This is a genomic window from Aeromonas dhakensis (assembly GCF_002285935.1).
Taxonomy (GTDB): domain Bacteria; phylum Pseudomonadota; class Gammaproteobacteria; order Enterobacterales; family Aeromonadaceae; genus Aeromonas; species Aeromonas dhakensis.
Genome location: NZ_CP023141.1, coordinates 1,528,165 through 1,552,500, shown reverse-complemented (window position 1 = coordinate 1,552,500; position 24,336 = coordinate 1,528,165). Strand labels below are relative to the sequence as shown.

At 63.1% G+C, this 24,336-nt stretch carries 24 protein-coding genes (1 of these 24 only partly in view); 14 read left to right on the top strand and 10 right to left on the bottom strand.

All coding sequences use genetic code 11. The features are described from left to right. Nucleotides 1–72, bottom strand: the 5' end (the start) of a protein-coding gene (locus tag CK627_RS07660) for a Pathogenicity locus (RefSeq protein WP_065017934.1). Its footprint begins 213 nt before the window's first position; only the first 72 of its 285 coding nucleotides appear in the window; the start codon lies at nucleotides 70–72; the stop codon falls past the left edge of the window. A 68-nt stretch (nucleotides 73–140) separates the two neighbouring features. Further along, entirely contained in the window at nucleotides 141–788 is a 648-nt protein-coding gene (locus CK627_RS07655; RefSeq protein WP_010635071.1) for a ribonuclease T2 family protein, read from the bottom strand. A gap of 230 nt (nucleotides 789–1,018) precedes the next feature. Here CK627_RS07655 and CK627_RS07650 point away from each other — a divergent pair, with 230 nt between their 5' ends. Beyond that, a complete protein-coding gene (locus CK627_RS07650; RefSeq protein WP_005309014.1) occupies nucleotides 1,019–1,579 on the top strand; it encodes a carbonic anhydrase in 561 nt (186 codons plus the stop codon). 145 nt (nucleotides 1,580–1,724) lie between these two features. Next, nucleotides 1,725–2,018 (top strand): hypothetical protein, encoded by a 294-nt coding sequence (locus CK627_RS07645; RefSeq protein WP_005309011.1) that lies wholly within the window; start codon nucleotides 1,725–1,727, stop codon nucleotides 2,016–2,018. Between the two features lie 68 nt (nucleotides 2,019–2,086). Here CK627_RS07645 and CK627_RS07640 read toward each other — a convergent pair whose 3' ends face one another. Together CK627_RS07640 and CK627_RS07635 are read right to left on the bottom strand one after the other, a co-directional pair. After that, nucleotides 2,087–5,137, bottom strand: coding sequence for a cytochrome c peroxidase (locus tag CK627_RS07640; protein ID WP_095592044.1), 3,051 nt, complete (start codon nucleotides 5,135–5,137; stop codon nucleotides 2,087–2,089). Between the two features lie 193 nt (nucleotides 5,138–5,330). Then, nucleotides 5,331–6,239, bottom strand: coding sequence for an SAM hydrolase/SAM-dependent halogenase family protein (locus CK627_RS07635; protein ID WP_017788712.1), 909 nt, complete (start codon nucleotides 6,237–6,239; stop codon nucleotides 5,331–5,333). A gap of 170 nt (nucleotides 6,240–6,409) precedes the next feature. On the opposite strand from CK627_RS07635, the gene CK627_RS07630 reads away from it, so the two are divergent. Together CK627_RS07630 and CK627_RS22520 are read left to right on the top strand one after the other, a co-directional pair. Then, on the top strand, nucleotides 6,410–6,865 hold the full coding sequence (locus CK627_RS07630; protein ID WP_010635074.1) for a hypothetical protein: 456 nt from the start codon (nucleotides 6,410–6,412) through the stop codon (nucleotides 6,863–6,865). Beyond that, nucleotides 6,820–6,969, top strand: coding sequence for a hypothetical protein (locus tag CK627_RS22520; RefSeq protein ID WP_157737159.1), 150 nt, complete (start codon nucleotides 6,820–6,822; stop codon nucleotides 6,967–6,969). The genes CK627_RS07630 and CK627_RS22520 overlap by 46 nt, the downstream gene beginning before the upstream one ends. A gap of 6 nt (nucleotides 6,970–6,975) precedes the next feature. On the opposite strand, the gene CK627_RS07620 is transcribed toward CK627_RS22520, so the two are convergent. Next, nucleotides 6,976–8,208, bottom strand: a complete 1,233-nt coding sequence (locus tag CK627_RS07620; RefSeq protein WP_095592043.1) for an MFS transporter — start codon at nucleotides 8,206–8,208, stop codon at nucleotides 6,976–6,978. Nucleotides 8,209–8,427: 219 nt separating this feature from the next. Here CK627_RS07620 and CK627_RS07615 point away from each other — a divergent pair, with 219 nt between their 5' ends. The 5 genes from CK627_RS07615 (at nucleotide 8,428) to CK627_RS07595 (ending at nucleotide 12,274) form a co-directional block, all read left to right on the top strand. After that, nucleotides 8,428–9,297, top strand: coding sequence for a LysR family transcriptional regulator (locus CK627_RS07615; protein WP_017764057.1), 870 nt, complete (start codon nucleotides 8,428–8,430; stop codon nucleotides 9,295–9,297). A 102-nt stretch (nucleotides 9,298–9,399) separates the two neighbouring features. Further along, nucleotides 9,400–10,647 carry a DEAD/DEAH box helicase gene (locus tag CK627_RS07610; protein WP_095592042.1) on the top strand — a complete coding sequence of 416 codons (1,248 nt, stop codon included), beginning with the start codon at nucleotides 9,400–9,402 and terminating at the stop codon, nucleotides 10,645–10,647. Nucleotides 10,648–10,773: 126 nt separating this feature from the next. After that, the gene (locus CK627_RS07605) at nucleotides 10,774–11,208 is read left to right on the top strand and encodes a GNAT family N-acetyltransferase (protein ID WP_095592041.1); all 435 of its coding nucleotides are present in this window, start codon (nucleotides 10,774–10,776) and stop codon (nucleotides 11,206–11,208) included. Then, nucleotides 11,205–11,846 (top strand): FMN-dependent NADH-azoreductase, encoded by a 642-nt coding sequence (locus CK627_RS07600; RefSeq protein WP_095592040.1) that lies wholly within the window; start codon nucleotides 11,205–11,207, stop codon nucleotides 11,844–11,846. The genes CK627_RS07605 and CK627_RS07600 overlap by 4 nt, the downstream gene beginning before the upstream one ends. After that, nucleotides 11,843–12,274 carry a carboxymuconolactone decarboxylase family protein gene (locus CK627_RS07595; RefSeq protein WP_005308985.1) on the top strand — a complete coding sequence of 144 codons (432 nt, stop codon included), beginning with the start codon at nucleotides 11,843–11,845 and terminating at the stop codon, nucleotides 12,272–12,274. Before CK627_RS07600 ends, CK627_RS07595 begins: the two co-directional genes overlap by 4 nt. 67 nt (nucleotides 12,275–12,341) lie before the next feature. Here the strand turns inward: CK627_RS07595 and CK627_RS07590 are convergent, their stop codons facing one another. Together CK627_RS07590 and cphA are read right to left on the bottom strand one after the other, a co-directional pair. Further along, nucleotides 12,342–13,634 carry a lipopolysaccharide biosynthesis protein gene (locus tag CK627_RS07590; protein WP_095592039.1) on the bottom strand — a complete coding sequence of 431 codons (1,293 nt, stop codon included), beginning with the start codon at nucleotides 13,632–13,634 and terminating at the stop codon, nucleotides 12,342–12,344. Between the two features lie 165 nt (nucleotides 13,635–13,799). Next, the gene (gene cphA / locus CK627_RS07585; RefSeq protein WP_095592038.1) at nucleotides 13,800–14,564 is read right to left on the bottom strand and encodes a CphA family subclass B2 metallo-beta-lactamase; all 765 of its coding nucleotides are present in this window, start codon (nucleotides 14,562–14,564) and stop codon (nucleotides 13,800–13,802) included. 658 nt (nucleotides 14,565–15,222) lie between these two features. Here cphA and CK627_RS22515 point away from each other — a divergent pair. Continuing rightward, nucleotides 15,223–15,903 carry a hypothetical protein gene (locus CK627_RS22515; protein ID WP_157737158.1) on the top strand — a complete coding sequence of 227 codons (681 nt, stop codon included), beginning with the start codon at nucleotides 15,223–15,225 and terminating at the stop codon, nucleotides 15,901–15,903. Between the two features lie 293 nt (nucleotides 15,904–16,196). Here the strand turns inward: CK627_RS22515 and CK627_RS07580 are convergent, their stop codons facing one another. Then, a complete protein-coding gene (locus tag CK627_RS07580; protein WP_095592037.1) occupies nucleotides 16,197–17,900 on the bottom strand; it encodes an amidase in 1,704 nt (567 codons plus the stop codon). A gap of 163 nt (nucleotides 17,901–18,063) precedes the next feature. Then, nucleotides 18,064–19,161 (bottom strand): agmatine deiminase, encoded by a 1,098-nt coding sequence (gene aguA / locus CK627_RS07575; RefSeq protein ID WP_095592036.1) that lies wholly within the window; start codon nucleotides 19,159–19,161, stop codon nucleotides 18,064–18,066. 153 nt (nucleotides 19,162–19,314) lie between these two features. Between aguA and CK627_RS07570 the strand changes: the two genes are divergently transcribed. Together CK627_RS07570 and CK627_RS07565 are read left to right on the top strand one after the other, a co-directional pair. Then, the gene (locus CK627_RS07570) at nucleotides 19,315–20,268 is read left to right on the top strand and encodes a LysR family transcriptional regulator (RefSeq protein WP_167385415.1); all 954 of its coding nucleotides are present in this window, start codon (nucleotides 19,315–19,317) and stop codon (nucleotides 20,266–20,268) included. A 333-nt stretch (nucleotides 20,269–20,601) separates the two neighbouring features. Continuing rightward, the gene (locus tag CK627_RS07565; RefSeq protein WP_095592034.1) at nucleotides 20,602–20,937 is read left to right on the top strand and encodes an endonuclease domain-containing protein; all 336 of its coding nucleotides are present in this window, start codon (nucleotides 20,602–20,604) and stop codon (nucleotides 20,935–20,937) included. 391 nt (nucleotides 20,938–21,328) lie between these two features. Here CK627_RS07565 and CK627_RS07560 read toward each other — a convergent pair whose 3' ends face one another. After that, nucleotides 21,329–21,895: a TetR/AcrR family transcriptional regulator gene (locus tag CK627_RS07560; RefSeq protein ID WP_095592033.1), complete on the bottom strand. Its 567-nt coding sequence runs from the start codon at nucleotides 21,893–21,895 to the stop codon at nucleotides 21,329–21,331. Between the two features lie 188 nt (nucleotides 21,896–22,083). On the opposite strand from CK627_RS07560, the gene CK627_RS07555 reads away from it, so the two are divergent. Next, entirely contained in the window at nucleotides 22,084–23,121 is a 1,038-nt protein-coding gene (locus tag CK627_RS07555) for an alkene reductase (protein WP_167385304.1), read from the top strand. Nucleotides 23,122–23,324: 203 nt separating this feature from the next. After that, nucleotides 23,325–24,263, top strand: coding sequence for a bifunctional helix-turn-helix transcriptional regulator/GNAT family N-acetyltransferase (locus CK627_RS07550; RefSeq protein ID WP_041203432.1), 939 nt, complete (start codon nucleotides 23,325–23,327; stop codon nucleotides 24,261–24,263). The last annotated feature ends 73 nt before the right edge of the window (nucleotides 24,264–24,336 follow it).

Below are 24,336 nucleotides of genomic sequence, written 5' to 3'. Positions count from 1 at the left end.
GGTGGGCCCCACCCCTTTCACGCCGAGCAGCAGCGCCCGCTCTTCACCCGAAAATCCTTGCTTGCTCTTCATTGATCAGACTCCTTTCCCATACCCTCATTGCACATCAGGCCCGCGAGGGGCCTGATGAAGACAAGTGGTCAACGTACGCTGCGCAGCAGGAAGTCCGGCTGGCCGCAGGAGCGCAACTCGCGCTTTTGCATCTCGTCGGAACAGGTGACGGCATCGGTCCCCTCCTTGTTGAGGCAGATATAGACCTCCCGCAGGAAGCGGCCACCGTCGGCGCAGGCCACCGTGATGTTGTCAGGCGCCAGCCAGTCGTTGGCACTGGCCAGATCCGCCTTGAGCTGGAAGCGGCTCTTGCGCAGCGGCTCGGCGGGAGACTGATAGGCGGCCGGGATCTTCACTTTCTGGCGCAGGTCGCTGGCCAGCTGATGAAAATCGTGCTGGCTCAGGCCGGAACAGGTGCCGTGCTTCTCCCACTCATGGCGATAGAGAAAGCGGCTGGGATAGAGGCCGGCAAACTGCTGCTCCATCGCCGGATCCAGCCGCTCGCGGGTACAGCTGCTCGGGTAGCCGCGCTGGTACTGGGGCCAGAGCCCGTGCAGCACGAATCCCAGCTGGCGGGAACATTGGTCCCGGTCGGCCGGCTTGATGGCGCAGTGCTCCGGTGACCAGGAGAGCGCCATGGCGTAATAGTCAAACGCGCCGGCCTCCCCTTTGGCCTGAACGGCAGAGGAGAACCAGGGGGCCAGCAGCATGCCGAGCAGCACAACAATCTTCTTCATCTTGGATATCCAGGGTTATGCAAATAGTGTCGAGCGGGCCGTTTCGCCCTCGGGAACGGCCATGCTCCCATATTTTGCCCAAAGGGAACACCCTGCCGGGGCGCCGGCCAATGTCGGGGTCAGACCAGTAAAGGGTTTCCCCTCCCGGCACCGAGGCGTAAGCTGACTCTCCGGCGGGCCCGCACGTCCGGCCTGTTTCCCGTCCGCTTTCCTCTTCAACAGGATGTAACATGATCCGCAAGAATCCCTCCGGCCATCTGCCGGTCATCGACGAGTCAGCCTATATCGACAAGACAGCCATCATCTGTGGCAAGGTGATCATCAAGGAGAACGTGTTTGTCGGCCCCTATGCGGTGATCCGCGCCGACGAGGTGGATGCCAGCGGCGACATGGAGCCCATCGTCATCGGCGCCAACTCCAACATTCAGGACGGGGTCGTCATCCACTCCAAGTCCGGCGCTGCGGTCACCATCGGCGAGTACACCTCCATCGCCCACCGCAGCATAGTCCACGGCCCGTGCGAAGTGGGTAACCGGGTGTTCATCGGCTTCAACAGCGTGCTGTTCAACTGCCACATCGGTGACGGCGCCGTGGTGCGCCACAACTCGGTGGTGGACGGCTGCGATCTGCCGCCGGAGTTCTACGTTCCCTCCACCACCCGCATCAACCAGCAGAGCGATCTGGACCACATCCCGCGAGTCTCGGTGGATGCCGCCGAGTTCTCCGAGGACGTGGCCCACACCAACATCGATCTGGTCAAGGGGTACAAGGCGCTCTCCAACGAGTTCTGAGTCCCGCGGTTGTCAGGATCCACAACGGGCGCCCAGGCGCCCGTTGTCATGACTGTAAAGAGGGTGAAAAGGGAGCGTAAAAGCCGTTGAGCTAGCGGCCCGCCTGGCGTTTGATGGGCCATCTTCCCTGGATGGAGTCATCCCCATGTCACGTTACCCCCTCGCACTCACCCTGCTACTTGCCAGCCTGTCGGCCCAGGCCTGCGAACTGCCAGCCCCGCCAGCCGGTCGTCCCGACGTGCGCCCGCCGGCGTTGCCCGCCCCCCTCTATCACGCCAGCAAGCTGGGCCAGGATCCTCAGGCCACCGCCCAGGCGCTGTTCAAGAACATTCCGCCGGCCGAAGCCGACAAACGCTATGAGGTGGTGGTAAGCGTCCGCGAGCTGCCACCCCAGCCCATCCGGCTTCAACCCGCAGCCGCCCCGCTCAAGGGGCAGTAAGGCTCACCGCAGAACCGGTCATGAAAAGGGCGCCGCAGCGCCCTTGTCGAGATCATGACTCGAGTTTATTAACGTGCCCGCACGCAGGCGACGCCGTGAGCCTCTTGCGGCAGATCCGTGATGAGCTCGCCGCTGCCCGGATCGAGCAGAGGGGCCTCCCCGTCGTCGTTGGGGGCATCGCTGCTCCAGAGCCGGCTGTAGAGCGGCCAGCCCTGCTCCGTCAGCAGCTTCATCTCCTCACCGACCTGATGATAGGCGGCAAACAGCGCCGTCAGCTCCCTGGCCGCCGGCAGGCGCCAATCATCGTGGCCACGCGCCACCAGCTGCTGGCAGTAGTCGCGAGCCCGTTCCTGATTCATCACCACATAGTCGTGGGGGAAGGGGTTGTAATCCCCATCTTCATCCCTGGCGCTGCCGTCGTACGCCAGCGCCAGCCGGTCCGCTTCCGCGCGAGTCAGGGGACAGACGAAGATCAGCTCGCCCGCCGCCAGCTCGGGATGACGGCAGCCCTGGCTGAAATCGGGCTGGGCATCCACCACCTGCACCGCCAGTTCCAGCATCCGCTCGCCCGTGCTCACCAGCACCCGGGCAGGCCCCACCGCCAGAGCGCGCAGCACTCCATCGCCGTCGACGCTGACCCGCTCCGGCGTCATGCTGCGCCACTGCAAGGGGCCCTGCACCGGATTGCGCGTGCCATCGCTGAGCCGCAGTTCGGCCTGCAGAGCCAGCGCCTGGCCCACTTCCAGCCGGGGCGCTGCCGGCGTCACCTGCAGATCGATCACGATGGCAGGCACCGGTGCCTCGTCAGCCACCCCGCTCAATCCGAGCTCGGCGACCGTGGCCGGAGTGCGCCTCGGCTCGGCAGACACGCTACGCAGGAACTCGCCGATGGCATCCAGCTCGTCGTTGGAGAGACCGAGCGCATGCAGGTGATCGGAGGCTTGCGGGAAGAAGGGATCGTACTGTGCCACCCCGGTCGGGAAGCCCACCCCGCTGCTCCACTTGGTCACCCCGAAGTTGTACATGGCCACCACCCCCTGCACGGAACTGCCGATGCGCTGCGCCAGGATGGGGAAGACCCCGTTGTGCATATAAGGTGCGGTAAACGCCACGTCCCGCAGGCTGGGGGTCTTGAAGCGCCCCATGTCTGCCTTTTGGCGGGTGTGCAGGAAGCGGCCGCGGTCTTCCAGATTGCGGCCATAGTAGGCCAGGCCCACGCTCTCGAACCGGTACTGGCTCAGCAGCGGCCCGGAGTGGCAGTTCATGCAGCGGCCATCGGTGCGATAGAGGTGCATCCCCCACAGCGCCTTGTCGCTTAGGGCCTGCCCGTCGCCTTGGACGAAGCGCTCGAAGTCGCTGTCGCGGCTGATGATGGTGCGCTCGAAGGTGGCGATCGCCTTGGCAATCCGCTCCAGGCTGATCCCCTCGTCACCGAACGCCGTGGCAAAGGCCGCCGGATAGTCGCGGCTGGCTTGCAGACGCGCCAGCAGTTCGTCGTGATCCAGCGCCATCTCTACCGGGTTCTGGATGGGGTGCAAGGACTGTTCCTCCAACGAGGCGACCCGGCCATCCCAGAACTGGCTGCTGCTGAAGGCACTGTTGAGGATGGAGGGGGCGTTGCGGGTCCCCTTCTGCCCCTGGTGGCCCACCGAGACGCTCAGCCCGTCGCTCCACCCCTTTTGCGGATCGTGGCAGCTGGCACAGCTGATGTCTTGCGCCCGGGAGAGCCGCTTGTCGAAGAACAGTTGCTGACCCAGCACCACCTTGGCCCGGCTGTAAGGGTTGTCAGCCGGGAAGGGTACCGCCGGCAGCGGCCCCAGCTCCTGCCACTCGACCCCCTCATCAACCCTGGCCGCCGGCCATTGGGCGGCAGGGCCGGCATACTGGGCGCGCAGGGCGGCCATGTCGGGCATGCTGTCGTCACGGATGACCGAAGGGCGTACCGGATAGGGCGCCAGCGCATACCAGATCACGCTGCCCTCCCCCTCCTCGAGCCAGCTGCCCGTGGCGGGCTGGTAAAGAGCGGGGCGGCCGGCGCCGTCCTGCAGCCAGATCCGGGTCGGCACAGCCAGGGCAAAGGTGTGGGGGTAGCGCCAACTCTGCTTGTCCGCCGCCAGCAGCCGTTCGAATTCGGCCAGGCCAGGCAGCCGCCAGTCACTGCGTCCGCAGCCGGTCGGCACCACCCCCAGCCCGGCACGGCTGGCCTGCGGCAACGCACTGCTGCCGCTGGCGTGCAGCCAATACTGGCTGCCCTTGACCCCGGCAGTGCTGCGCACATCGTGAAGGCAACGCCAGTCAGTGCCGCTCGTCAGCCGGCCCTGCTCATCAAGGCGCAGCAGCTCGGCCGTCTCCGGCTCGTCGGGCTGACTGGGTTGGGCGGGATAGAGCAGCCGCCTCGCCGACTCGATGGGAGCGCTGTTGCTGCGCCGATACCAGCTGCGTTCCCCCTGATCGGCACGCAGGGCCAGCAGCATCTGCCAGCTGTCCGGATAGTTGAGCTCGGCCCCCGGCTGGCGCTGGGCCAGCAACAGGGCTGCATAGTCCTGGATGAGTGTTTGCTGTTGCAGACGGATCTCTGCCAGTTGCCCCCACTCGCTCTGATCGAGAGTGCCGTCCCCATTGCGGTCGGCCAGCAGGAACAGCGCCGTCTCCTCTTCATCCAGTCGCAAGGAAGGGGCGTCAGCGCGCCGTGCCGACAGTGCCGTGGCACCGAGATCGGCCACTCGGGCCGTCGCGGCGCGCAGAATATAGCTGCCGTCGCTCCCCACCAGCTCCAGCGGCTGATCCAGCAGCAAACCGGCCGGCAGCGTCATGACCAAGGGGCGCTCCTCCCCCACCTCTCCGCTCACCACGATGCCGGTAGCGGCCTGGCGCAGCAGCAGGGCGGCCCCCAGCCCCAGGCGGGTCGTCACATCGAGCCGCACGGTCAACTCGCTGCGGGTATGGGTCGGTACCGGCTCAACCGGCGGCTCTGTGGGTGGCGTCACCACCGGAGGTTCTACCGGCGGCTCTACCACGGGCGGTGTCACCACCGGCACAGAGGGAACGGGCGCCTGGCTATGGTTGTCATTGCAGGCGGTAAGGATCAGCAGGCTGACCAGTAAGAGGCTGGTTTTCATCGTGCAAAGGGTGAGTGGTCTGAGGAGTCGGCGATTATCCAGTCAAATGACAATCATTATCAATATCATCTTACAAATATGTGTTTTGACAACAACCATCCTGCCTCGGGCGACATGACAAGAGGGCAGGCATCCGTCGATGCCTGCCCTCTTTATCTCCGTGTACCGGCCACCCGGTGACCTCAGCTTGTCGTCAGGAGCACTTCTTCAGGCTGATATGCCAGTTGGCGCCCGATTGCACCTGATGTTGGGCGGCGAAGCTGTCCATGTTCAGTGCCACCGACACCTGCAGCAGGCTGTTGAGGTAGACCAGCGGCTGGCCTTCCGGCACATCGCCAAAGCTGCTGACATAGGGGGCCTTGCCCTCGTACTTCAGCGCATCCCCTTCGCTGATCTTGATGCAGGCGTTGTCGCCCTTGTTGATCCCCGCCTTGGTCAGCAGGCTGTCGTCGATGTTGGTCCAGACGTTGCCGTACTGCACGTCCAGGATTGGAATGGTGCCCCTGAGGGTGCCGTCCTGCTCGGCCACTGCCGGCTGATAGGGGATCTTCACCACCTCGGCCGGCAGCTTGGGCCCCACCTGCTCATAGCTGATGGCACCGGAGGCGAGGCGGGCGCCGGTGTAGGCGTAGACGTCGCGGCCGTGGAAGGTGTAGGACTTCTCGGAGCCCTTGAGGCGGTTGGTCTTCTCGTCGATCTGGCGCACGGTATCGATGCCGAAGTGCTCCGCCACCAGGGTCAGGGTGCCGTTGTCCGGGCTGACGATGTAGTGGCCGCTCTTGGTCTTGAGCACCACCGACTTGCGATCGGTGCCGACCCCCGGATCCACAACGCTGACGAACACGGTCCCCTTGGGCCAGTACTGCAGAGTCTGGTAGAGGCGGTAGGAGGCTTCCCAGATGTTGTAGGCCGGGATCTCGTGGGTCAGGTCATAGAGCGGCAGGGTGCGGTCCACCCCGAAGGCGACCCCCTTCATGGCCGAGACGGCACCATCCTTGAGACCAAAGTCGGTCTGGATCACCAGCGCCTCGTTGGCGGTGGCCAGGCCGCTGGCCAGCAACAGGGCGAGCGCAAGCGCGCGCGGGGCGGTACGAATATCCATATCTGAACTCCTGAAGGTAACGACAAAATAACCATCTAGACATCCAGAATGCCATCGATACCACATATTGCAAGCCGTATTCCCCGGATGGGGGGCGCCGAAAGCCCTCGCCAGCAGGTCGCGGCGGGTGTATGGATAGGGCTGAGTCGCGACCGCTACAAGGAGATCCCATGACCCACAACCAGACCGCCATCCTGCTCAGCCTGGGGGAGCACAGCAGCCAGCTGCAGCTGACCCGGGCCGACGGCACCCGCTTCACCCGCGACTTGGGCTTCGGCCTCGAAGCCATGACGCCGGGCCCGTTTCGCCGAGATCCGCCGAGCGCGCTGGAGTTGGAGCAGGCCATCATGGTGGTGGAGGACGTGCTGATGCCGCTGGCCGCCGAGGTACCGCCCCATGAGGTGGTGACCCTGCAGGCGCCGCTGCCGCTGGCCGAGGTGCTCGGCAGTCGTGAACTGAGCCGGGAGAGCCTGGAGCAGCTGTTCGGCCAGTTTGCCGCCATGGTGGAGGGTGACCCGCTGGCCGCAGCCAATCTGCCCAAGACCCGGCGCTTTGCCGCTGCCCTCTTGATCCTGCGTGAATGGATGCACCATCTGTCAGCCGAGCGAGTAGTGCTGGCCGACTGAGCCACACTAACCTGCCCAAGACCCGGCGCTTTGCCGCCGCCCTCTTGATCCTGCGCGAATGGATGCACCATCTGTCGGCCGAGCGGGTGGTGCTGGCCGACTGAGTCACGCTAGCCGGCAGCCGGCTCGAAGCGGGTGCGCCAGGCCGCCCAGGCCAGCCCCAGGCTGATCAGCACGCTGCCGACGGTGAGCAGATCCACCGCCGCCTGCACGCCGGCCCCGTCGCTGACCCAGCCCAGCAACACAGGCACCCAGTTCGCCACATAGGCGATCACGTAGAAGAGCGACACCAGCCGGGCGTGGCTGGCAGCCGGCGCGATGCGGTTGACCAGGGTCGCACTGCCGACGAACACCGCCCCCTGGGCGTAACCGGCCACCAGCAAACCGACCACCGCCAGCCACCACGACTGGGCATGCACGGCGCCGGCAAATAGCAGCATGCAGAGCGCCAGCGCCAGGGCGCCGCTTTGCATGGTGTGACGGGCATCGAGCCGGCGGGCCCAGAGCTGACAAAGGCCGGAGAGCACCATGTAGGCCGCGATGAGATAGCCGAACAGGCCCAGATCCCGCAGCCCCAGCAGCTGGCTCGCCACCTTGGGGCCGATGGCCAGCAGGCTGGCCGCCACCGCCCAGGCGGTAAACAGCGCCAGTGCACAGATGAAGAAAGCCACCCCGGTGGCCTTGAGCCCCTCCCCCAGCGATCCCCTGCCCTGCTGCGTTTCCGCAGCCGGCGCCCCTTGCGCGCGGGAGGGCCAGCTCAACGCCACCCCCGCCATGGCGCAGGCCGCCAGCCCCATGATGAGCAGGAAGGGCAGTTGGGTCGGATAGCACTCCAGCTGCAGCGCCAACCCGCTGAACACCGGACCGAGTGCCAACCCGGCGGTGAAGGAGAGGGTCGCGCTGAGGGCGGCCCGCTTGCCGCCATCGCGTGGGCCGAAGCGCAGCAGAGCCACGTTGGCGGCGCCGGTCAGGGCGCCGGTGCCGATCCCGGCCAACACCCGCGCCAGTAGCAGCGACCAGAAGGAGTCCGCCAGAGAGAACAGCAGGGCGCCCCCCAGTACCGCCAGCAGGGCCGGCAGGATCATGGCGCGCAGATCGCTCACCCTGCCCGCCAGATTGCCCACCCCGAACAGGGAGATCAGCACCCCGCCCGCATAGCCGCCGTAGATGAGGGTGAGGCTGACATCGCTCAGGGCCAGCGCCTGCTGATAATGGGGATAGAGGGGGGTAGGCACGCTGCTGTTGAGCAGCGCCGACATCAGCGCCAGCGGCAGAAACAGCAGGATGGCGCGATGGGAGGTAGCCGCCGTAGAGGGGGCGGCGGCGCAAAGAGATGATGACATGCAAGGCTCCGATGAGGGCGGGCAAGGCCGCTGACGAGAGGCGCCATGATAGCGCCCGTCGTGGCCCCTCGACAGCGACACAAATGCATCAGCCTGCTTCAATAATGCATGTCAGTGGCATCTATCTGCATGTCGACAAGGGCACTCTTGCCTTGTGCTCCCGCCGGCGCTGGCTTCTAATGAGCAAGCTCCAACAGGGGCTGACAAACGGGAGGCTCGATGATCAACTGGGACGACGCGCGGTTTTTTCTGGCACTGGCACGGCAGGGCACCCTGCGCGGCGCTGCCGGCGTACTGGGGGTCGATCAGGCCACCGTGGGGCGCCGCATCACGGCGCTGGAGCAGAACCTCGGCTCCAAACTCTTTATCCGCACCCCCAAGCTCTATGATCTCAGCCCCCTCGGCGAGGCCATGCTGGCGGATGCCAGCGCCATGGAGCAAGCCATCAAGGCCATCGAGCGCAAGGCGAGCGCCGGCGATCAGAGCCTGTGTGGCGAGGTGCGCATCGCCACCACCGACACCCTGGCCCAGGCCTTCGTGCTGCCCGCCCTCACCCTGCTGCGCGAGCGCCACCCCGGCATCCGGCTCAGCCTGCAGACCGCGGTCAGCGTCAGCGACATCGCCTACCGGGAGGCCGATCTCGCCATTCGCGGGCTGCGCCCGGACAACGACGAGCTGGTGATCAAGCGCCTCACCACCATAGAGATGGGGCTCTATGCCTCTCGCGACTATCTGGCCCGCCACGGCACGCCCAAGAGCGGCCACGCCCTCAGCCAGCACGCCCTGCTGCTGTTTGCCAGGGAGCTGGTCTCCCGCCACTGGCACAGCCTGTGCGGGGAGCCGCTGCACGAGCCCAACGTGGTGCTGCAGTGCAACGCCCAGCTGCTGTTGCTGGCGGCGGCTCGCCAGGGGCTCGGCATCGCCCTGCTCTCCACCTTTCTGGCAGACAAGGAGCCGGAACTGGTGCGCGTGCTGCCCACCCTGTGCGATCCGGTCGACATCTGGCTGGTGCTCCACCCCGACCTGCAAAAAGCCAGCCGGGTGCGCGCCGTGGTCGATGCACTGGAAGAGGTGTTTCACTGCCGCTGAGCCGGCGGCGCCTTCTGCCCGCGGCCCCGCATCTGTTACCATGCCGGCCATCAAGACTGTTTCCAGCGCGGCGTGGCCGCGCCCATCCCGACGGGTACCCTTATGTCCATTGCCTCCTTCGCCGATCTGGCGCTCTCCCCCCGCCTGCAGCAGACCCTGACCGAGCTTGGCTACGCTGCGCCGACCCCGGTGCAGGCCGGCGCCATCCCGCTCATTCTGGCGGGGCGCGATCTGATGGCGGGCGCCCAGACCGGCACCGGCAAGACCGCCGCCTTTGTGCTGCCGCTGCTGGAGCAGTTGCTGCAACACCCGGCGAGCGATGCCCCCCGCCCCATCCGCGCCCTGGTGTTGGTGCCGACCCGCGAGCTGGCGGTGCAGGTGCATGAGAGCGTCACACGCTACGCCAAGGGCTCCGACCTCACCAGCACGCTGGTCTACGGCGGGGTGAGCATAGCCGCACAGGTGGAGGCGTTGAAAGCCGGGGTGGATCTGCTGATCGCCACCCCGGGCCGGCTGCTCGATCACCTGCGCCAGGGGGCGCTCACGCTGGCCGAACTACGTCATCTGGTGTTTGACGAGGCGGACCGGATGCTCGACATGGGCTTTATGGACGAGATCAAGGCGCTACTGAAACAGATCCCGGCGGATCGCCAGACCCTGCTGTTTTCGGCCACCTGCGACGACAACCTGTTTGCCTTGAGCAAGGTGCTGCTGCACGACCCGGCACTGATTGAAGTGGCACCGCGCAACACCACGGCGGCCGAAGTGGAGCAGCGGGTCTATACGGTGGATGGCGATCGCAAGCTGGCGCTGGTCGAGCACATGTTGAAGGTAAAGGGCTGGGCGCCGGCGCTGATCTTCAGCCGCACCCGCCAGGGGGCAGACAAGCTGGCCCAGCAGCTCGGCAAGGCGGGCATCAACGCGCTGGCCTTCCACGGTGATCTGTCACAAGGCGCGCGGGAGAAGGTGCTGCTGGAGTTTCGCGCCGGCACCCTGCAGGCGCTGGTTGCCACCGACGTGGCGGCCCGCGGCCTCGATATCACGGATCTCAACTACGTGATCAATATGGAATTCCCGTTTGTGGCGGAGGATTACGTGCACCGTATCGGTCGCACCGGTCGCGCCGGCAACAAGGGGCTCGCCATCACCTTGTTCAGCCCGGAAGATGCGCCGCTGCTGGAGAAGGTGGAGGCGGTGCTCGACACCCGCCTGCCCCAGCAGTGGTTCCCGGGCTTTGAACCGGATCTCACCCGCTTCGAGCCCGAACCGCGCCGCAGCAGCAAGGCAGCCCAGAAGCAGCGCGCCAGAAAGCAGGCGCTCGCTGGCAACAAGAGCAAGGCCCGCCGCTGATCCGGTGAGGGAGCCCAGGCTCCCTCCGCACGGCCACATGGCCTACTCATTTACACCTTTTTTGGCCCTGTGACCGGGTCCATGACGGGCATACAGTGCCTCATCACCCCAGCATGGACACCAGATGTGGCACACACCCTCCACCCCCTCGACGACGAAGCGGCCTTTGCCGCCAGCTTCACCCTGATGCAGCAGCTGCGTCCCCACCTCAGCAGCCCGGAGCGCTATGTGGCGCAGCTCACCAGGCAGACGCAACAAGGCTATCGCCTGCTGGCCGTGCGGGACGCCGAACGCATCGTCGGCCTGGCCGGCTATCGCCTGCAGGAGAACCTCATCTACGGACGCTTTGTCTATATCGACGACCTCGTCGTCAGTCCCGACCTGCAGCGCAGCGGCCTGGGGGCGCAGCTCCTGGACGCCGTGCGCGCCGAAGCCATGCGACTGGGGTGCGATCACCTGGTGCTCGATACCGGCCTGCACAATGCGCTGGCCCAGCGCTTCTACTTTCGCTGCGGGTTGCTCTCCCGCGGGATGCACTTTTGCGAGGATCTGCGCCCATGAACCAGGTACTGCTGATCAACGCCAGCGCCCAGGGAACTGCCTCTCACGCCAACCGGTTGGCGCTGGATCTGGTGGCCTGTCTGCGACAAGCGCACCCGGCCCTCGCGCTGGTCGAACGCCCTGTTGGCACTGACACCCTGCCGGCGCTGAGCCAGGCCTATGTACAGGCGCTGACCACGACCACCCCCTTTGACGCCCCCGAGCTGGCCCTCTCCGAGACGCTGATCCGGGAGCTGGAGCAGAGCGATGCCCTGCTTATCGCCACCCCGCTGCACAACTTCACCCTGCCGGCCGCCCTCAAGCTGTGGATTGACTATGTGCTGCGCATCCATCGCACTTTCCGGTCGAGTGCCGAGGGCAAGCTGGGGCTGCTGGCCGACCGCCCCGTCTACGTCCTGGTGGGATCGGGCGGCTTTCATCAGGGCCCGCGAGCCGGGCAACCCGATTTCCTGACCCCCTACCTGCGCCACGCGCTCAACACCCTGGGGCTGTTCAACATCCATTTCTTCTATCTGCAGGGACTGGTGTTCGGTGACGAGGCGGTGCGCCAGACCATCGACACCAACCGCGCGCTGCTGGCGCAGCAGCCCCTGTTTAGCCGGCTTGCCGATCCACACCACCTTGGAGTACTGCCATGACTCAGCCAAGACTTCCCTTTTCCACCCTGTCAGCCGAGGCCTATCAAGGGCTGCGCGCCACCAGCGACGCCCTGGCCGCAGGCCCCCTCGGCGCCCCCTTGCTGGAGCTGGTCTATCTGCGCATCTCGCAGATCAACGGCTGCGCCTTCTGCCTAGGCAAGCACGCCAAGACGCTGCGCGAGTGCGAAGTGTCGCAGCAAAAACTCGATTGTCTGGCGGGATGGCGGGTCAGCGACCTGTTCAGCGAACGCGAGCGCGCCGCCCTTGCCTGGGCCGAGACGCTCACTTATGTCCATGAGGCAGGCGCACCGGACGAGCGCTACGCACCGCTCAAGTCCCATTTTTCCGATCGCGAGATCTCGGACCTGACTCTGGCGGCCGCCCTGATGAATGCCTTCAACCGGCTGGCCGTTGGCATGCTGCTGTAACCCGCAGCGCGACCCAATAAAAAACGCCCAAGCGGGCGTTTTTTATTTTTCGGCTAACCGCAGGCTGCTATGAATCGGTGGCCAGCACGGGCGGCAGGGCCCGCAGGATGCGCTGCTCGGCCAGGGTGGAGAGCACAAACATCACCAGATAGCCGAGGCCGAGCGCCACGATAATGGCCACCACGTTGGTGGTGAAGCGGGCCACCAGGTAGTAGGCCGCCACCAATGCCACTATGCCCACCGCCCGGATCAGCAGGCTCTGGGTAAAGTGGCCGTGGGCCTTGATGTAGGCAAGCTGGTAGCCATTGAGCATCATAAAGATGAAGAAGAGGGAGAAGTGCAGCAGCACCGGCACGGCGCCCAGGTAATCGGCCGGGAACAGCAGCGACACCAGCGGCTTGCCCGCCAGCAGCATCACCAGAAAGAACACCAGGCTGACGATGGCGCTGAGGCGGAAGATCCAGCGCCGGATCAGGCGGATCTGGCGGTGATCGCCGCTGCGCAGATTGACCGCCAGCTCAGGCAGCACGAAGCGGTAGATGGGGAAAACGAAAAGCAACGTCATATAGGTAAAGATGGGGCGCACCACCACCTGAAAATCCCCCAGCTCGTCGAGGCTGAAGTGGCGGATGGTGAGCAGTACCGTGATGTAGATCATCAGGATACTGGCCCCCGCCTCGAGGGACGCGGTAAAGCTCTTCTTCACATAGCTGCGCATCTCGGGGCCAAGCTCGACCCTGGCCAGCGGCCGGGTGGCGATGGCCCTACGCCGGTGCAGATACATGTAGCCGGCGATGCCGAGCGAGGAGAAGGTCAGCCCGTAGAAGAGCGAAGCAAGCGCATCAAGGCCAAGTGCGAAATAACAGGCCATAAACAGCAGACCATTGGCCAGCGGCTCCAGCCAGGTGACCCGGTTGGAGATCCCGTACATCCGATACATGGCCACCAGATTGGTGAAGTAGACCTTGAGCCCCAGCCCGAAGATGACCCCCACCAGTTGCAGATATTCGGCCCGGATATGGAGCCCGTGCTTGATGTAGGGGATCACCAGCCCCCAGGTGAGCAGTACCATGCCGATGAGGAAGTAGCGGAAGATATTGATGATGTCCCGATCGTTTTTGGTCTGGGAGTAGCTCACCACCATGGAGGAGCGAAAGCCGGTCATCAGGATGAGGGACAGCGAGATCAAATCCACCACGCTGTTGAACAGCGCCAGGTCCCCCTTGGCCACCCACTGCGCCAGCCACACCTTGAAGGCGAAGCCGATGATGATGCTGGCAAGAGACGCCCACATGCCGGTGATAAAAGCCTGCTTGAGGCGGCCAAGTGAATCGGGTTGTTCGTCTTGAATTGCGTGCATCACGAAAGGCCCGCTAACTGCGTGAAGAGAGGCCCATCTTATGAAAGGGGGCCGCCCTTGAACAGCCCGAAACAGGGGGCAAGGGCGTCCCCCTGCCAGCAACGCCCGGCCTGGCACCTCTTTTACCGTGCGTCCAGCGCGTCATCCGGCTGCCGCCGCGCCGGCTTATGACTGGGGCGCAGCCTTGATCAGCGCCTCGTAGTGATCGATAAGCTCAGGCCCATGCAGCGGCGAGTCGTGACCGCCCACCACCGTCTTGATCGGCAGCTTCATCGCTTTCAGCCGCTCAAGGGTCTGCGGATAGGCCTTCACATCGGCAAAGCTCAGGTTGCCCAGCTTCTCCTTGAGGATGCAGTTGCCATAGAGCACCTGCTCATCGGGGAAGTAGACAAAGATACCGTCCGGCGTGTGGGCCGGGCCCGCGTAGAAGGCGCGCAGCTTGCCCTCTTGCAGCGTGAAGTTGCCCTCGTGCACCACGTTGGGCAGCACCAGCGGCAGATCCGGGTAATCCGGCAGCCCCTTGCGGGTAAAGGCGACTATCTCGGCCCAGTCGCTCTTCATCAGATCCCGGGTCTGACGGGTCGATACCACCTTGGCTCCGATGGACTTCCAGTAGGCGTTACCGCCGGCACGGTCGGTGTGGTAGTTGGTGTTGATCACCTCCAGCACCGGCTTGCTGCTGACCCGTTTAATGAGCTTGTGCAGCTCGCGGGCGGTATCCGGCGTCCAGGTCGCCCCCACTACCGTCACCCCCCTGGCCCCGAAATAGACCATGGAGTTTTCCTGTATGTAGTAGTTGTCCTCTACCACATAGACAGGGCCGCTCACCTGCGTCAGCGACATCCCCGCCGCCCGCACGCTGCCACCCCAGAAACTCGCCATCAGCACCACGGCCCCGGCCAATCCGCACTTTATCCAACCTTTCATCATCTTGCTCCCTCGAACCAACCGCCCCCTCGCCACCCCTGTGGCAAGCCGGGCCTTTTAAGCAGTGGGCAGAAGATACGGGGGATTTGTGAGGGGAAAATGAGGTTGTGTGAAGAGAAGGTGAAGTCTGGGGGAATGCAGAAAAATCAGGGGGGAATCGGCGACGAGCCACGACCAATATGGCGATCGACGGTGCGGGAAGTGGAGAGAGGTAAAGGCTCAAAACGAAACGACAACACAGATAGCAGCCCCTCACCCTAGCCCTCTCCCGAGGGAGAGGGGATGGCCCATGCCAATTCCAAACCCCCACCCGAACCTCGTACGTAAAGCACAATCAGCGGAGCCTATTTGCTCCCTTCTCCCCTTGCGGGAGAAGGGCTGGGGATGAGGGGGGAGGTAACAATAAGCCACATCATGTAGGGTCGATTAGCGCAGCGTAATCGTCCGCATACCGCCACGCATCGAGTTATGGCGAGACTAGCAGGAAATCTTGGACTCCAACTGCCTCTGGGCCACTATCTTTTCGCGATCGTCCGAATTCATTTTGCTATTCATATATATGCGATCTCGGAATACCTATTGAACATTTTAACTATATGAAATACATTTACACCTTAATCACAAGATAAAATAAATAGCAACAATCATCGGTCAAAAAATCATGTCAGAAGATAGTAAAAAAAATGGCATAAGCATAATTATGCTTCTAAGTTGGGTCGGGATTGCAGGTGCAACCAGCGCTAGTGCTGCATGGACTGTTGGCCGAGCCTTTATGGCTGACGAGCTTGAGCAATATAAGTCTGCCAATCATTTGAAAATACAAGATGCAATAATAAAACTAACAACATTGTCTGACTCACTCAACAAAAAACTAGATAAAATTAATGATTACGAAAACCTAATTAAAGAAAAACAAGAAATGCAGTCAATCATTAACCAACTAAGAACAGAAAAAAACACTATTCAAGATAATAATAAAAAACTACTGCAGCAGAAAGAAAAAGAAATAAACACATACAAAAGAACGCTACAGGAAAAAGATGAGATAATTTCTCAAACAAACAACAGGATATTATCTTTAGTCGGAGCAACTATAGACATACCTGTGGGGCAAGCATTACCCGTTGGAAATAAAAAGATAAAGGTTGGCGTTACATCAACAACAACCATGTATAATTGGGCATCAGTGGTCTGCGGCTCTTATAACAACCCAACCATGAAGGTCGGTGATGCCTTCGAAAAAGATATAGATGATAAGACATACACAATAACATTAACTAAAATTAATAATACCTCTGCTGAATTTTCTTATGAAACAAGCAAGAAACGCAACACCCTATAATTTACTTTAATAATTTCAAAAAGCAACACATTATTATGTGGCGAGTTATTCATTACAATCCAGGAATAATGGTTTATCAGCGAGGTGTAAGTTCAGTATATTGCTGACACATTGATTGTTCCGCAGTAAAATTATCACTATTGTATATTTTAACGAGTAAGAAGAAGCTTTTACACCTAAACCAACTTTTATTTATCTACCCGTAGTAAAAATAAAACTCACCTGCCATATAGCATGGTGAGTTTATTTTTACTATCACGGGGTACACCGGAGTATTTAATTCAGAAAAACAATCAACCCAGCGGCGGCGTGCGTGGCGGCACCATCCGCTTGCTGCCAGTGGACTCGAAGGCCGAGGCGAAGCGCAGCAGGTTGTTGTCGTCATAGGCGCGACCGGCGAAGGTCAGGCCCACCGGCATACCGATATCGGCCATCACCCCCATGGGGACGGTGACGGTCGGCACGCCGAGATGGCGAATGGCGAGGTTGCCGTTGGCAACCCAGATGCCGTTGCTCCAGGCGATATCGGCGGAGGCCGGATTCACATCCGCATCAGCCGGGGCGACGTCGGCGACGGTGGGGAACAGCACGGCGTCGAGCTTGAGCCCGTCCATCCAGTCTTCCAGATCCAGCTTGCGGGTCTTTTCCAGACCGCGCAGGCCGTCCGGCACTGTGGGGATCTCGTCAAAGCGCTTGATGCCGCGCTTGGCCATATTGACGTACTCTTCCATGCCCGCCGCCAGATCGCCCTCGCGGTTAGGCAAAGTGCCCGGATCATGGGGGAAGATCTGGGGGCCATCGACATCGGCCAATTGCTTAAGCTTGGGGTCGCCGTTGGCGCGCAGGAAGTCGTCGAACGCCCAGCCGGAGAGCTCCCACAGCTCGTCGTTGAGAAACTCGGGGCTCACGATGCCGCGATTGAACACGGTCGGCGCACCGGGTCGGTCCCCTTCGCAGTTGGAGACCAGCGGGAAGTCCACTTCGATGATCTCGGCGCCCGCGGCTTCCAGCGCCTGACGGGCCTGCTCCCAGAGGGCAATCACGGAGTCGCGGGTATGGATGCGTTGACCGGTCGGGCCGCCGATACCGGGGTTATCGCTGGTGCCGGCCAGTTCATCCTTGTTGATAAACATGCGCGGCACGCCGAGGCGCTTGCCCTTGAGGGCATCGGCCTTGACAGCCAGCTCCAGGTAGGACGCCGGACGCACCTCGGAGGCCTTGGGCAGCTGCACCCAGGGCTGCAGGCGCCACAGATCGCCACGGGTATCGGCATCGTCGGCCACCACCACATCCAGCACTTCCAGCAGATCGGCCATGGTGCGGGCGTAGGGCACCACCACATCCATGGTCGGGGTCAACGGCCAGTTGCCGCGCACCGAGATGACGCCACGGGACGGGGTGTAGGCACACAGACCGTTGTTGGAAGCCGGGCCACGGCCGCTCGACCAGGTCTCTTCGGCGAGACCAAAAGCGGAGAAGCTGGCGGCGGTGGCGGTGCCGGCGCCATTGGAGGAGCCGGAGGCAAACGGCGCGGTCAGGTAGTCGGCGTTGTAGGGGCTCTCGGCACGGCCGTAGACGCCGCGCTGCATGCCGCCATTGGCCATCGGCGGCATATTGGTTTTGCCAAGGCAGATGGCACCGGCAGCGCGCAGCCGCTCAACGGTAAAGGCATCGCGCTGGGCCACCAGATCCTTGAAGGCCGGGCTGCCGGAGGCGGCAGTGAGCCCCTTGACCAGATAGCTGTCTTTGGCGGTGTAGGGGATGCCGTCGAGCGGGCCCAGAGTTTCACCACGGGCGCGGCGCTCATCAGACGCTTGCGCCTCTTTCAGCGCATCGGGATTGGGCACTACCAAAGCATTGAGCTTGGTGTCGGTCTCGGGGCCGTTGTAAGCCTTGATCCGGGCCAGATAGGCCTTGACCAGTTCGACCGCTGTGGTGCGGCCTGCTTCGAGCGCACCGCGCAGCTCGGCAATGGAAACCTCGGTCACTTCGATCATTTGGATCTCCTGTAAAGGGTGACGGTGTGCGATATCGGCTAACGCGGCAATATCGCAGCGAATCGCTTCAGGGTGGTCGCAGCCGCTACAGCTCCCGACCCCCGTATATCAAGAGACAAAACCCCACGATGTGGGGTTCTGTCGAGTTAGTCGAGCCTGCAGCTTATTTCCCTGAGGGGATCTGCTGGGTAATGCAGTGAATATTGCCACCGCCCAGCAGGATCTCGCGGGCCGGTACGCCGACGACCTTATGCTCCGGGAAGATCTCTTCCAGAATGCGCTGGGCTTCGCCGTCGGTGGCGGCATCCAGCAGCGGGTAGACGATGCGATCGTTGGTGATGAGGAAGTTCACGTAGGAGCCGGCCAGACGACCTTCGGCCTCGCGCGGCACACCGGTACCGCTCTCGACGCCGGCAGACTCTTCCTGGGTGCAGTAGAGCGGGCCCGGCTGGGGCAGCTTCCACACTTTCAGCTTGCGCCCCTTGGCATCGACCGCCGCTTCCAGCACCTTGAGGGCGGCCACGGAGCGTTCGTACTGGGGATCGTTCTGGTCGTCAGTCCAGTGCAGGGCCACTTCACCCGGACGCACGAAGCAGCACATGTTGTCGATGTGGCCGTCGGTCTCGTCCATGTAGACGCCTTCGTCCAGCCAGATAAAGCTCTGCACACCCAGATAGTCGCGCAGGTGAGCTTCGATCTGCGCTTTGCTCAGGTGCGGGTTGCGGTTTTCGTTGAGCAGGCACTCGGCGGTGGTCAGGCAGGTGCCTTCGCCGTCGACGTGGATGGAGCCCCCTTCCAGAATGAGCGGCGCGTCGTAACGGGCCATGCCGTGCTGTGCCAGCATCTGGGCCGCCACTTGCTCGTCTTGATCCCAGGGGTAGTAGAGACCGCCCTTGTGACCGCCCCAGGCGTTGAAGCCCCAATCCACCCCACGGCACTCGCCGGCCGCGTTGGTGACGATGGTGGGGCCGCTGTCGCGGGCCCAGCAGTCATCGCTGTTCATTTCAACCAGGGTGACGTGGGCAGGCATGATGGCGCGAGCCTGCTCCATAAACCGGGCCGGCACCCCCATAAAGACCGGGGTGGCTTGCCCAATGGCATCCGCCACCTTGGCGAAGGTGACTTGCGCGAAGCGACCGGCCTCACGCCAGTTGTCCGGGCGAAACGGCCAGATCATCCAGACGGCCTGCTGGTGTGCCCACTCGGCGGGCATGGTGAAGCCGTCGGCGGCCGGCGTGGTGTTCATGGTCTTGATGCTCATCGCAAGGCTCCTTGCATGGATTGAGACCCCGCAGGCGTGAAAACGCGGCGCGGGGATCCTGGAAAAATAACAGTGGTCGCAGTGTAAGAAGTTGCGCTCACATCCATCAAATGAATAGGATGGATTGTCCCATAAGCCTGGCAAATAATCTTGATGAAACTGCACCAGCTCGACCTCAACCTGCTGCTCGCCTTTGACGCCCTGATGGCGCAGGGCAGCGTCACCCGCGCCGCCGAAACCCTCTTTATCAGCCAGCCCGCCATGAGCCATGCGCTCAATCGTCTGCGCACCTTCTTTGGCGATCCGCTGCTGGTGCGTACCCCGCAGGGGATGCTGCCAACCCCGCGCGCCCAGCGGCTGCATCTGGGGGTGCAGCAGGCGCTGCGACTGCTGGAACAGCAGCTCAGCGACGAGGAGGTGTTCGAGCCGAGCCAGTCGAAGCGCCGCTTCGTGCTCTGCACCACGGATTACGTGGAGTGTGTGCTCATCCCGCCCCTGATCCAGCGCCTCAAACGGCTGGCCCCCGGGGTCACCATCGAGATCCGCATCCTGCGCGACACCCTGCCCGAAGCCGAGCTGGCGAGCGGCGAGATAGACCTGGTGCTGGGCTTTGACGAATACATGCAGGTGCCTGGGTATCTGGGCAAGGAGACCTGGCTCACCGAGCCGCTGGCCGGGCTGGTGCGCGCCGATCTGCCGATGGCGACCCCGACGCTCGCCGAGAGTGGGGATGATCCGGCGCTGCCGGCCGAGCGCATCAGCTTGTCGCAACTTATCGAGATGCCCCACGTGTTCCACTCGCCCCTTGGCACCTCGGAGGCGAGCCTGGATCGCTATTTGAAGACCCTGGGCTTCAGTCGCACCATCTCGGTCAACAGCCAGAGCTATATGTCCGCCGCCGCCATCGTCAGCCAGAGCGATCACCTGCTGGTTCTGCCCAGCATGGTGGCCGAGCTGCTCGCCAGCCACTGGCCGCTGAAAAGCCTGCCGCTGCCCGAAGATGTGCCGGATTATCACCTCAACTGCGTCTGGCATCCGGTGCATGCACAGCAACCCGCGCTGGTGTGGCTGAAAGATTTGATGAAGGAGCTGGTGAATCCGGATTAACCCGGCAACGTGTGCCCCCTCATGCCCAACCCTTCTCCCGCAAGGGGAGAAGGGGGCTAGTTCCGTGCCACTGGCGACATGGCTGACAACCTGCCAGCCTGCCTCCTTGCCGGGGCGAAACATATCCATCCCACAACGATCGACTCATCAGTTCATCCGTTCATTGTCACAAAACTCCACTCAAGCCCGAGATGACCGACAAGATGCCCACCGTCACTCGATCTGTCCCCTCTCCCTCTGGGAGAGGGTCAGGGTGAGGGGAAGAAATCCACTCAGTCACCAGACCGGGGAGTGGCTATATCTAATAGGGTCAAATAGCTCTGGATAGGCACCATGAGAACCCATCCATTTGCCAAACGAATGAGGCGAGAAGCCACCCTTGCCGAACAGAAGCTGTGGCTGCAATTGCGCGACCGCCGTCTGGTCGGGGTGAAATTCCGTCGCCAGATGCCCATCGGGCCCTACATTGTCGATTTCATCTCTCTTGAACAGAGGTTGATCATCGAGGTAGACGGGTCACAGCACAACGAACCGGCGGGGCGGCAATATGATGGCGCAAGAACGGCCTACCTCAATCAGCAGGGCTTTCGGGTGATCAGGGTGTGGAATAACGATGTGTTGAGTCGGATGGAGGCCGTACTGGAACTTCTTTTGCTCTCATTGCGCTGAGCAGAGCCCTCCCCCTCATCCCCAACCCTTCTCCCGCGAGGGGAGAAGGGAGCAAACACCCCGGCGGCGTGTGACATCCCCAGAAACAGCCATGGCTCCCACAAGGGGAGAAGGGAGCAAACAACCCGGCTGCGTGTGGCATCCCCAGAAACCACCATGGCTACCGCGAGGGGAGAAGGGAGCAAACAACCCGGCTGCGTGTGACATCCCCAGAAACAGCCATGGCTCCCACGAGGGGAGAAGGGAGCAAACAACCCAGCTGTGCGTGACATACCCAGAAACAACCATGGCTCCCACAAGGGGAGAAGGGAGCAAACAACCCGGCTGCGTGTGACCTCCCCATAAACAACCATGGCTCCCGCGGGAGCCATGGTTGTTTATGGGCGAGGCATTACGCCCGCAGGGCCGTCATCAACTGGGTGACCACGCCGCCCAGCAGGACGGGGTCGGGGCGGCACTGGGCGAAGGTGACCAGGCCCTGGATGTTGATAAGCAAAAAGGCGGTCAGGGTCGTGATGTCACGCCCGGCCGCCAGCTCGCCGCGCTCAAGGGCCAGGCTCAGCACCGCCGCCAGATCCGCATCCAGCTCGCCGTAGATGGCCTTGAGCTTCAGGTGCAGCTCCTCGTCCTGCTCCGCCAGCTCCATCAGGGTGCGGGTCACCAGACAGGTGCCGCAGAGGGCGTCGTTCACCACCTGCTCGAGGTAGGCCTGCACCCCCGCCAGCGGGCTCGCGGCGGCGAAGAAGCTGCGCCGCAGGGCGCTCTTCTCCTGCACATAGTGGTCGACCGCCGCCAGCAGCAGGCCGCGCTTGTTGCCAAACGCCGCGTAGAGGCTGCCCGGATGCAACCCGGTCGCCGCCACCAGCTCCTGCATGGTGGTCTTGGCGTAACCCTTGGCCCGAAATGCCTCCATGGCATTTCGCAAGACGTCGTCCCGGTTGAACTCGGCGCTGCGCATGGTTTCTCCGTTGAAAAAGCGGATTCACCGGCCTGGGGCCGGCGAGGGGAAATAAGAGGGCGGCAAGTTTACCCCAGCGGGCCGGCAACACCAACCCATGTTGAATGCTCGTTCAAAAAAGACTTGCACACAAAACAAAAAACGTCTTGAATGCACGTTCAAGAATCACTCCCTCAGGACAGACGATCATGAATACCCTGTTTCAGCCCTATCGCCTCAACGACACCCTCACCCTCGCCAACCGTTTCATGATGGCTCCCCTCACCCGCTGCATGGCAGGCCCGGGCCTGGTACCCACCGAGCAGATGGCCGCCTATTATGCGCGCCGCGCCGACATCGGCCTCATCATCTCCGAAGCCACCATCATCCGGCCGGACGGGCAGGGCTACCCCAATACCCCGGGGCTCTACAGCGCCGAGCAGATCGCCGGCTGGAAGAAAGTGACCGGCGCCGTGCATGCCAAGGGCGGCAAGATCTTCGCCCAGCTGTGGCACGTGGGTCGTCTCTCCCACCCCTTCTTCCACCACGCCGAAGTGCTGGCCCCCTCTGCCGTCGCCCACGAGGGCACGGTGCCGCGCATGCGCGAGCTGGTCTATCAGGTGCCACGTGCCCTGACCGAGACCGAAATCGCCCAACTGGTCGAGGATTACGCCCAGGCCGCCGCCAACGCAATTGAGGCGGGCTTTGACGGGGTGGAGATCCACGGTGCCAACGGCTACCTCATCGATCAGTTCCTGCACCACGCCAGCAACCTGCGCACCGACAACTACGGTGGCAGCCCCGAGAACATGAGCCGCTTCGCGCTGGAGGTGGTGGATGCCATCAATGCCCGCATCGGCGGGGATCGGGTGGGCCTGCGCCTCTCCCCCGGCGCCTATGTGCACCTCGAAGGGGATGCCCGGGATCGCGCCGTGTTCGACCACCTGCTGAGCGAACTGAACCAGCGCAACCTGGCCTATGTGCACCTCGGCATCTTCGATGACAGCCTCACCTTCGACTACCTGGACGGCCGCGCCTCCGACTACCTGCGCGCCCGCTACGACGGTCATCTGGTGGGGGTGGGCAACTACAGCGCCGAGACCGCAGCCGAGGCCATCGAGGCCGACCGCTTCGACCTGGTCGCCATCGGTCGCCCGCTCATCGCCAACCCGGACTACCTCTCCAAGGTGAAACAGGGCGACGCCCTGGTGCCCTATGCCGACACCATGCTGGCCGAGCTGGTCTAACGCTCGCCGTACCTTGCCTGACCAAGGATGGGATCCGCGCCCTCGCGCGGGTTTCCAATGTTTGGGCCCCTCTCGGGCCCTTTTTTGTGCCCGCTCGTCATGCCCGCCAGTTCCGTGATCCCTCTCTGACCCAATAAAAAGTTGCTAGTAACAACTAGTTGGCTATATTGGTTGTTGATGACAACCAAATAGGAAGCCCTGATATGGATCCCCGCCCCCTGCGCGCCCTGTCGCGCGATCTGGTTCGCGAACTCGGCATGCTCTCCCAACAGTGCGGCGAACTGGCGCTCAGCCCGCTCGAAGCCCATCTGCTGATCGAGCTGGAGAGCGGCCCCGCCACCAATCAGCAACTGGCGGAGCGGCTGCGCATCGACAAGTCCAACGCCAGCCGCCCGCTGGCCCGCCTGGCCGAGCGCGAGCTCATCAGCTGGCATCCCCATCCGTCCGATGGTCGCAGCAAGGAGGCACGCCTCACCATCGCCGGCCAGGCTCAGCTGCTGGATCTGCATCAGGAGATGGACAGCGCCATGGAGGAGACCCTGGCCCAGCTCACCCTCACCGAGCGCGAGCAGCTGTGGGAAGGCCTGCGCCTCTATCGCAGCGCCCTCTCCCGCGCCCGTCGCCAGCAGGGCTATCGCATTCGCCCCATCACCCAGGCCGATAACCCTGCCATCGCTGCCGTGGTGCGCGCCGTCTCCGCCGAATACGGCCTCACCGCCGACAAGGGCTACGGCGTAGCGGATCCCAATCTCGACTTTCTCCATGAAACCTACCTGGGTGAGCGCAGCCGCTACTGGGTGATCGAGGGACCCGATGGCTCCATTCTGGGCGGGGGCGGCATAGCGCCGCTGGCGGGGGAAGAGGGGCAAGTCTGCGAGCTGCAGAAGATGTACTTCATGCCCTCCCTGCGCGGGCTGGGACTGGGGCGGCGGCTGGTGCTGCAGGCGCTGGACGAGGCGCGCGCGCTCGGCTATCAGCGCTGCTACCTGGAGACCACCGCCGTGCTGCGCGAGGCCACCGCGCTCTACGAGTCTCTGGGCTTCGAGCACCTGCCGGGGCCGCTCGGCAGCACCGGCCACGATGCCTGCGAGATCTGCATGGTGCTGGCGCTCGCCGCCAACGAGACCCTGCCTGTGGCGTGAAGCATAAAGACTGGATGAACAAGGGCGGCCCTGGTACCGCCCTTTTGTTTGCCTGTTGCTCAGAGCCGGGCGG

Bases quoted from the DNA above. Each gene is read 5' to 3' on its own strand.
- CK627_RS07630 (WP_010635074.1), top strand. From the start codon at position 6,410: ATGACCCACAACCAGACCGCCATCCTGCTCAGCCTGGGGGAGCACAGC.
- CK627_RS07640 (WP_095592044.1), bottom strand. From the start codon at position 5,137: ATGAAAACCAGCCTCTTACTGGTCAGCCTGCTGATCCTTACCGCCTGC.
- CK627_RS22520 (WP_157737159.1), top strand. From the start codon at position 6,820: ATGGATGCACCATCTGTCAGCCGAGCGAGTAGTGCTGGCCGACTGAGC.
- CK627_RS07560 (WP_095592033.1), bottom strand. From the start codon at position 21,895: ATGCGCAGCGCCGAGTTCAACCGGGACGACGTCTTGCGAAATGCCATG.
- CK627_RS07555 (WP_167385304.1), top strand. From the start codon at position 22,084: ATGAATACCCTGTTTCAGCCCTATCGCCTCAACGACACCCTCACCCTC.
- CK627_RS22515 (WP_157737158.1), top strand. From the start codon at position 15,223: ATGTCAGAAGATAGTAAAAAAAATGGCATAAGCATAATTATGCTTCTA.
- CK627_RS07590 (WP_095592039.1), bottom strand. From the start codon at position 13,634: ATGCACGCAATTCAAGACGAACAACCCGATTCACTTGGCCGCCTCAAG.
- CK627_RS07615 (WP_017764057.1), top strand. From the start codon at position 8,428: ATGATCAACTGGGACGACGCGCGGTTTTTTCTGGCACTGGCACGGCAG.
- CK627_RS07620 (WP_095592043.1), bottom strand. From the start codon at position 8,208: ATGTCATCATCTCTTTGCGCCGCCGCCCCCTCTACGGCGGCTACCTCC.
- CK627_RS07635 (WP_017788712.1), bottom strand. From the start codon at position 6,239: ATGGATATTCGTACCGCCCCGCGCGCGCTTGCGCTCGCCCTGTTGCTG.
- CK627_RS07595 (WP_005308985.1), top strand. From the start codon at position 11,843: ATGACTCAGCCAAGACTTCCCTTTTCCACCCTGTCAGCCGAGGCCTAT.
- CK627_RS07580 (WP_095592037.1), bottom strand. From the start codon at position 17,900: ATGATCGAAGTGACCGAGGTTTCCATTGCCGAGCTGCGCGGTGCGCTC.
- CK627_RS07655 (WP_010635071.1), bottom strand. From the start codon at position 788: ATGAAGAAGATTGTTGTGCTGCTCGGCATGCTGCTGGCCCCCTGGTTC.
- aguA (WP_095592036.1), bottom strand. From the start codon at position 19,161: ATGAGCATCAAGACCATGAACACCACGCCGGCCGCCGACGGCTTCACC.
- CK627_RS07645 (WP_005309011.1), top strand. From the start codon at position 1,725: ATGTCACGTTACCCCCTCGCACTCACCCTGCTACTTGCCAGCCTGTCG.
- CK627_RS07610 (WP_095592042.1), top strand. From the start codon at position 9,400: ATGTCCATTGCCTCCTTCGCCGATCTGGCGCTCTCCCCCCGCCTGCAG.
- CK627_RS07570 (WP_167385415.1), top strand. From the start codon at position 19,315: ATGAAACTGCACCAGCTCGACCTCAACCTGCTGCTCGCCTTTGACGCC.
- CK627_RS07600 (WP_095592040.1), top strand. From the start codon at position 11,205: ATGAACCAGGTACTGCTGATCAACGCCAGCGCCCAGGGAACTGCCTCT.
- CK627_RS07565 (WP_095592034.1), top strand. From the start codon at position 20,602: ATGAGAACCCATCCATTTGCCAAACGAATGAGGCGAGAAGCCACCCTT.
- cphA (WP_095592038.1), bottom strand. From the start codon at position 14,564: ATGATGAAAGGTTGGATAAAGTGCGGATTGGCCGGGGCCGTGGTGCTG.
- CK627_RS07650 (WP_005309014.1), top strand. From the start codon at position 1,019: ATGATCCGCAAGAATCCCTCCGGCCATCTGCCGGTCATCGACGAGTCA.
- CK627_RS07550 (WP_041203432.1), top strand. From the start codon at position 23,325: ATGGATCCCCGCCCCCTGCGCGCCCTGTCGCGCGATCTGGTTCGCGAA.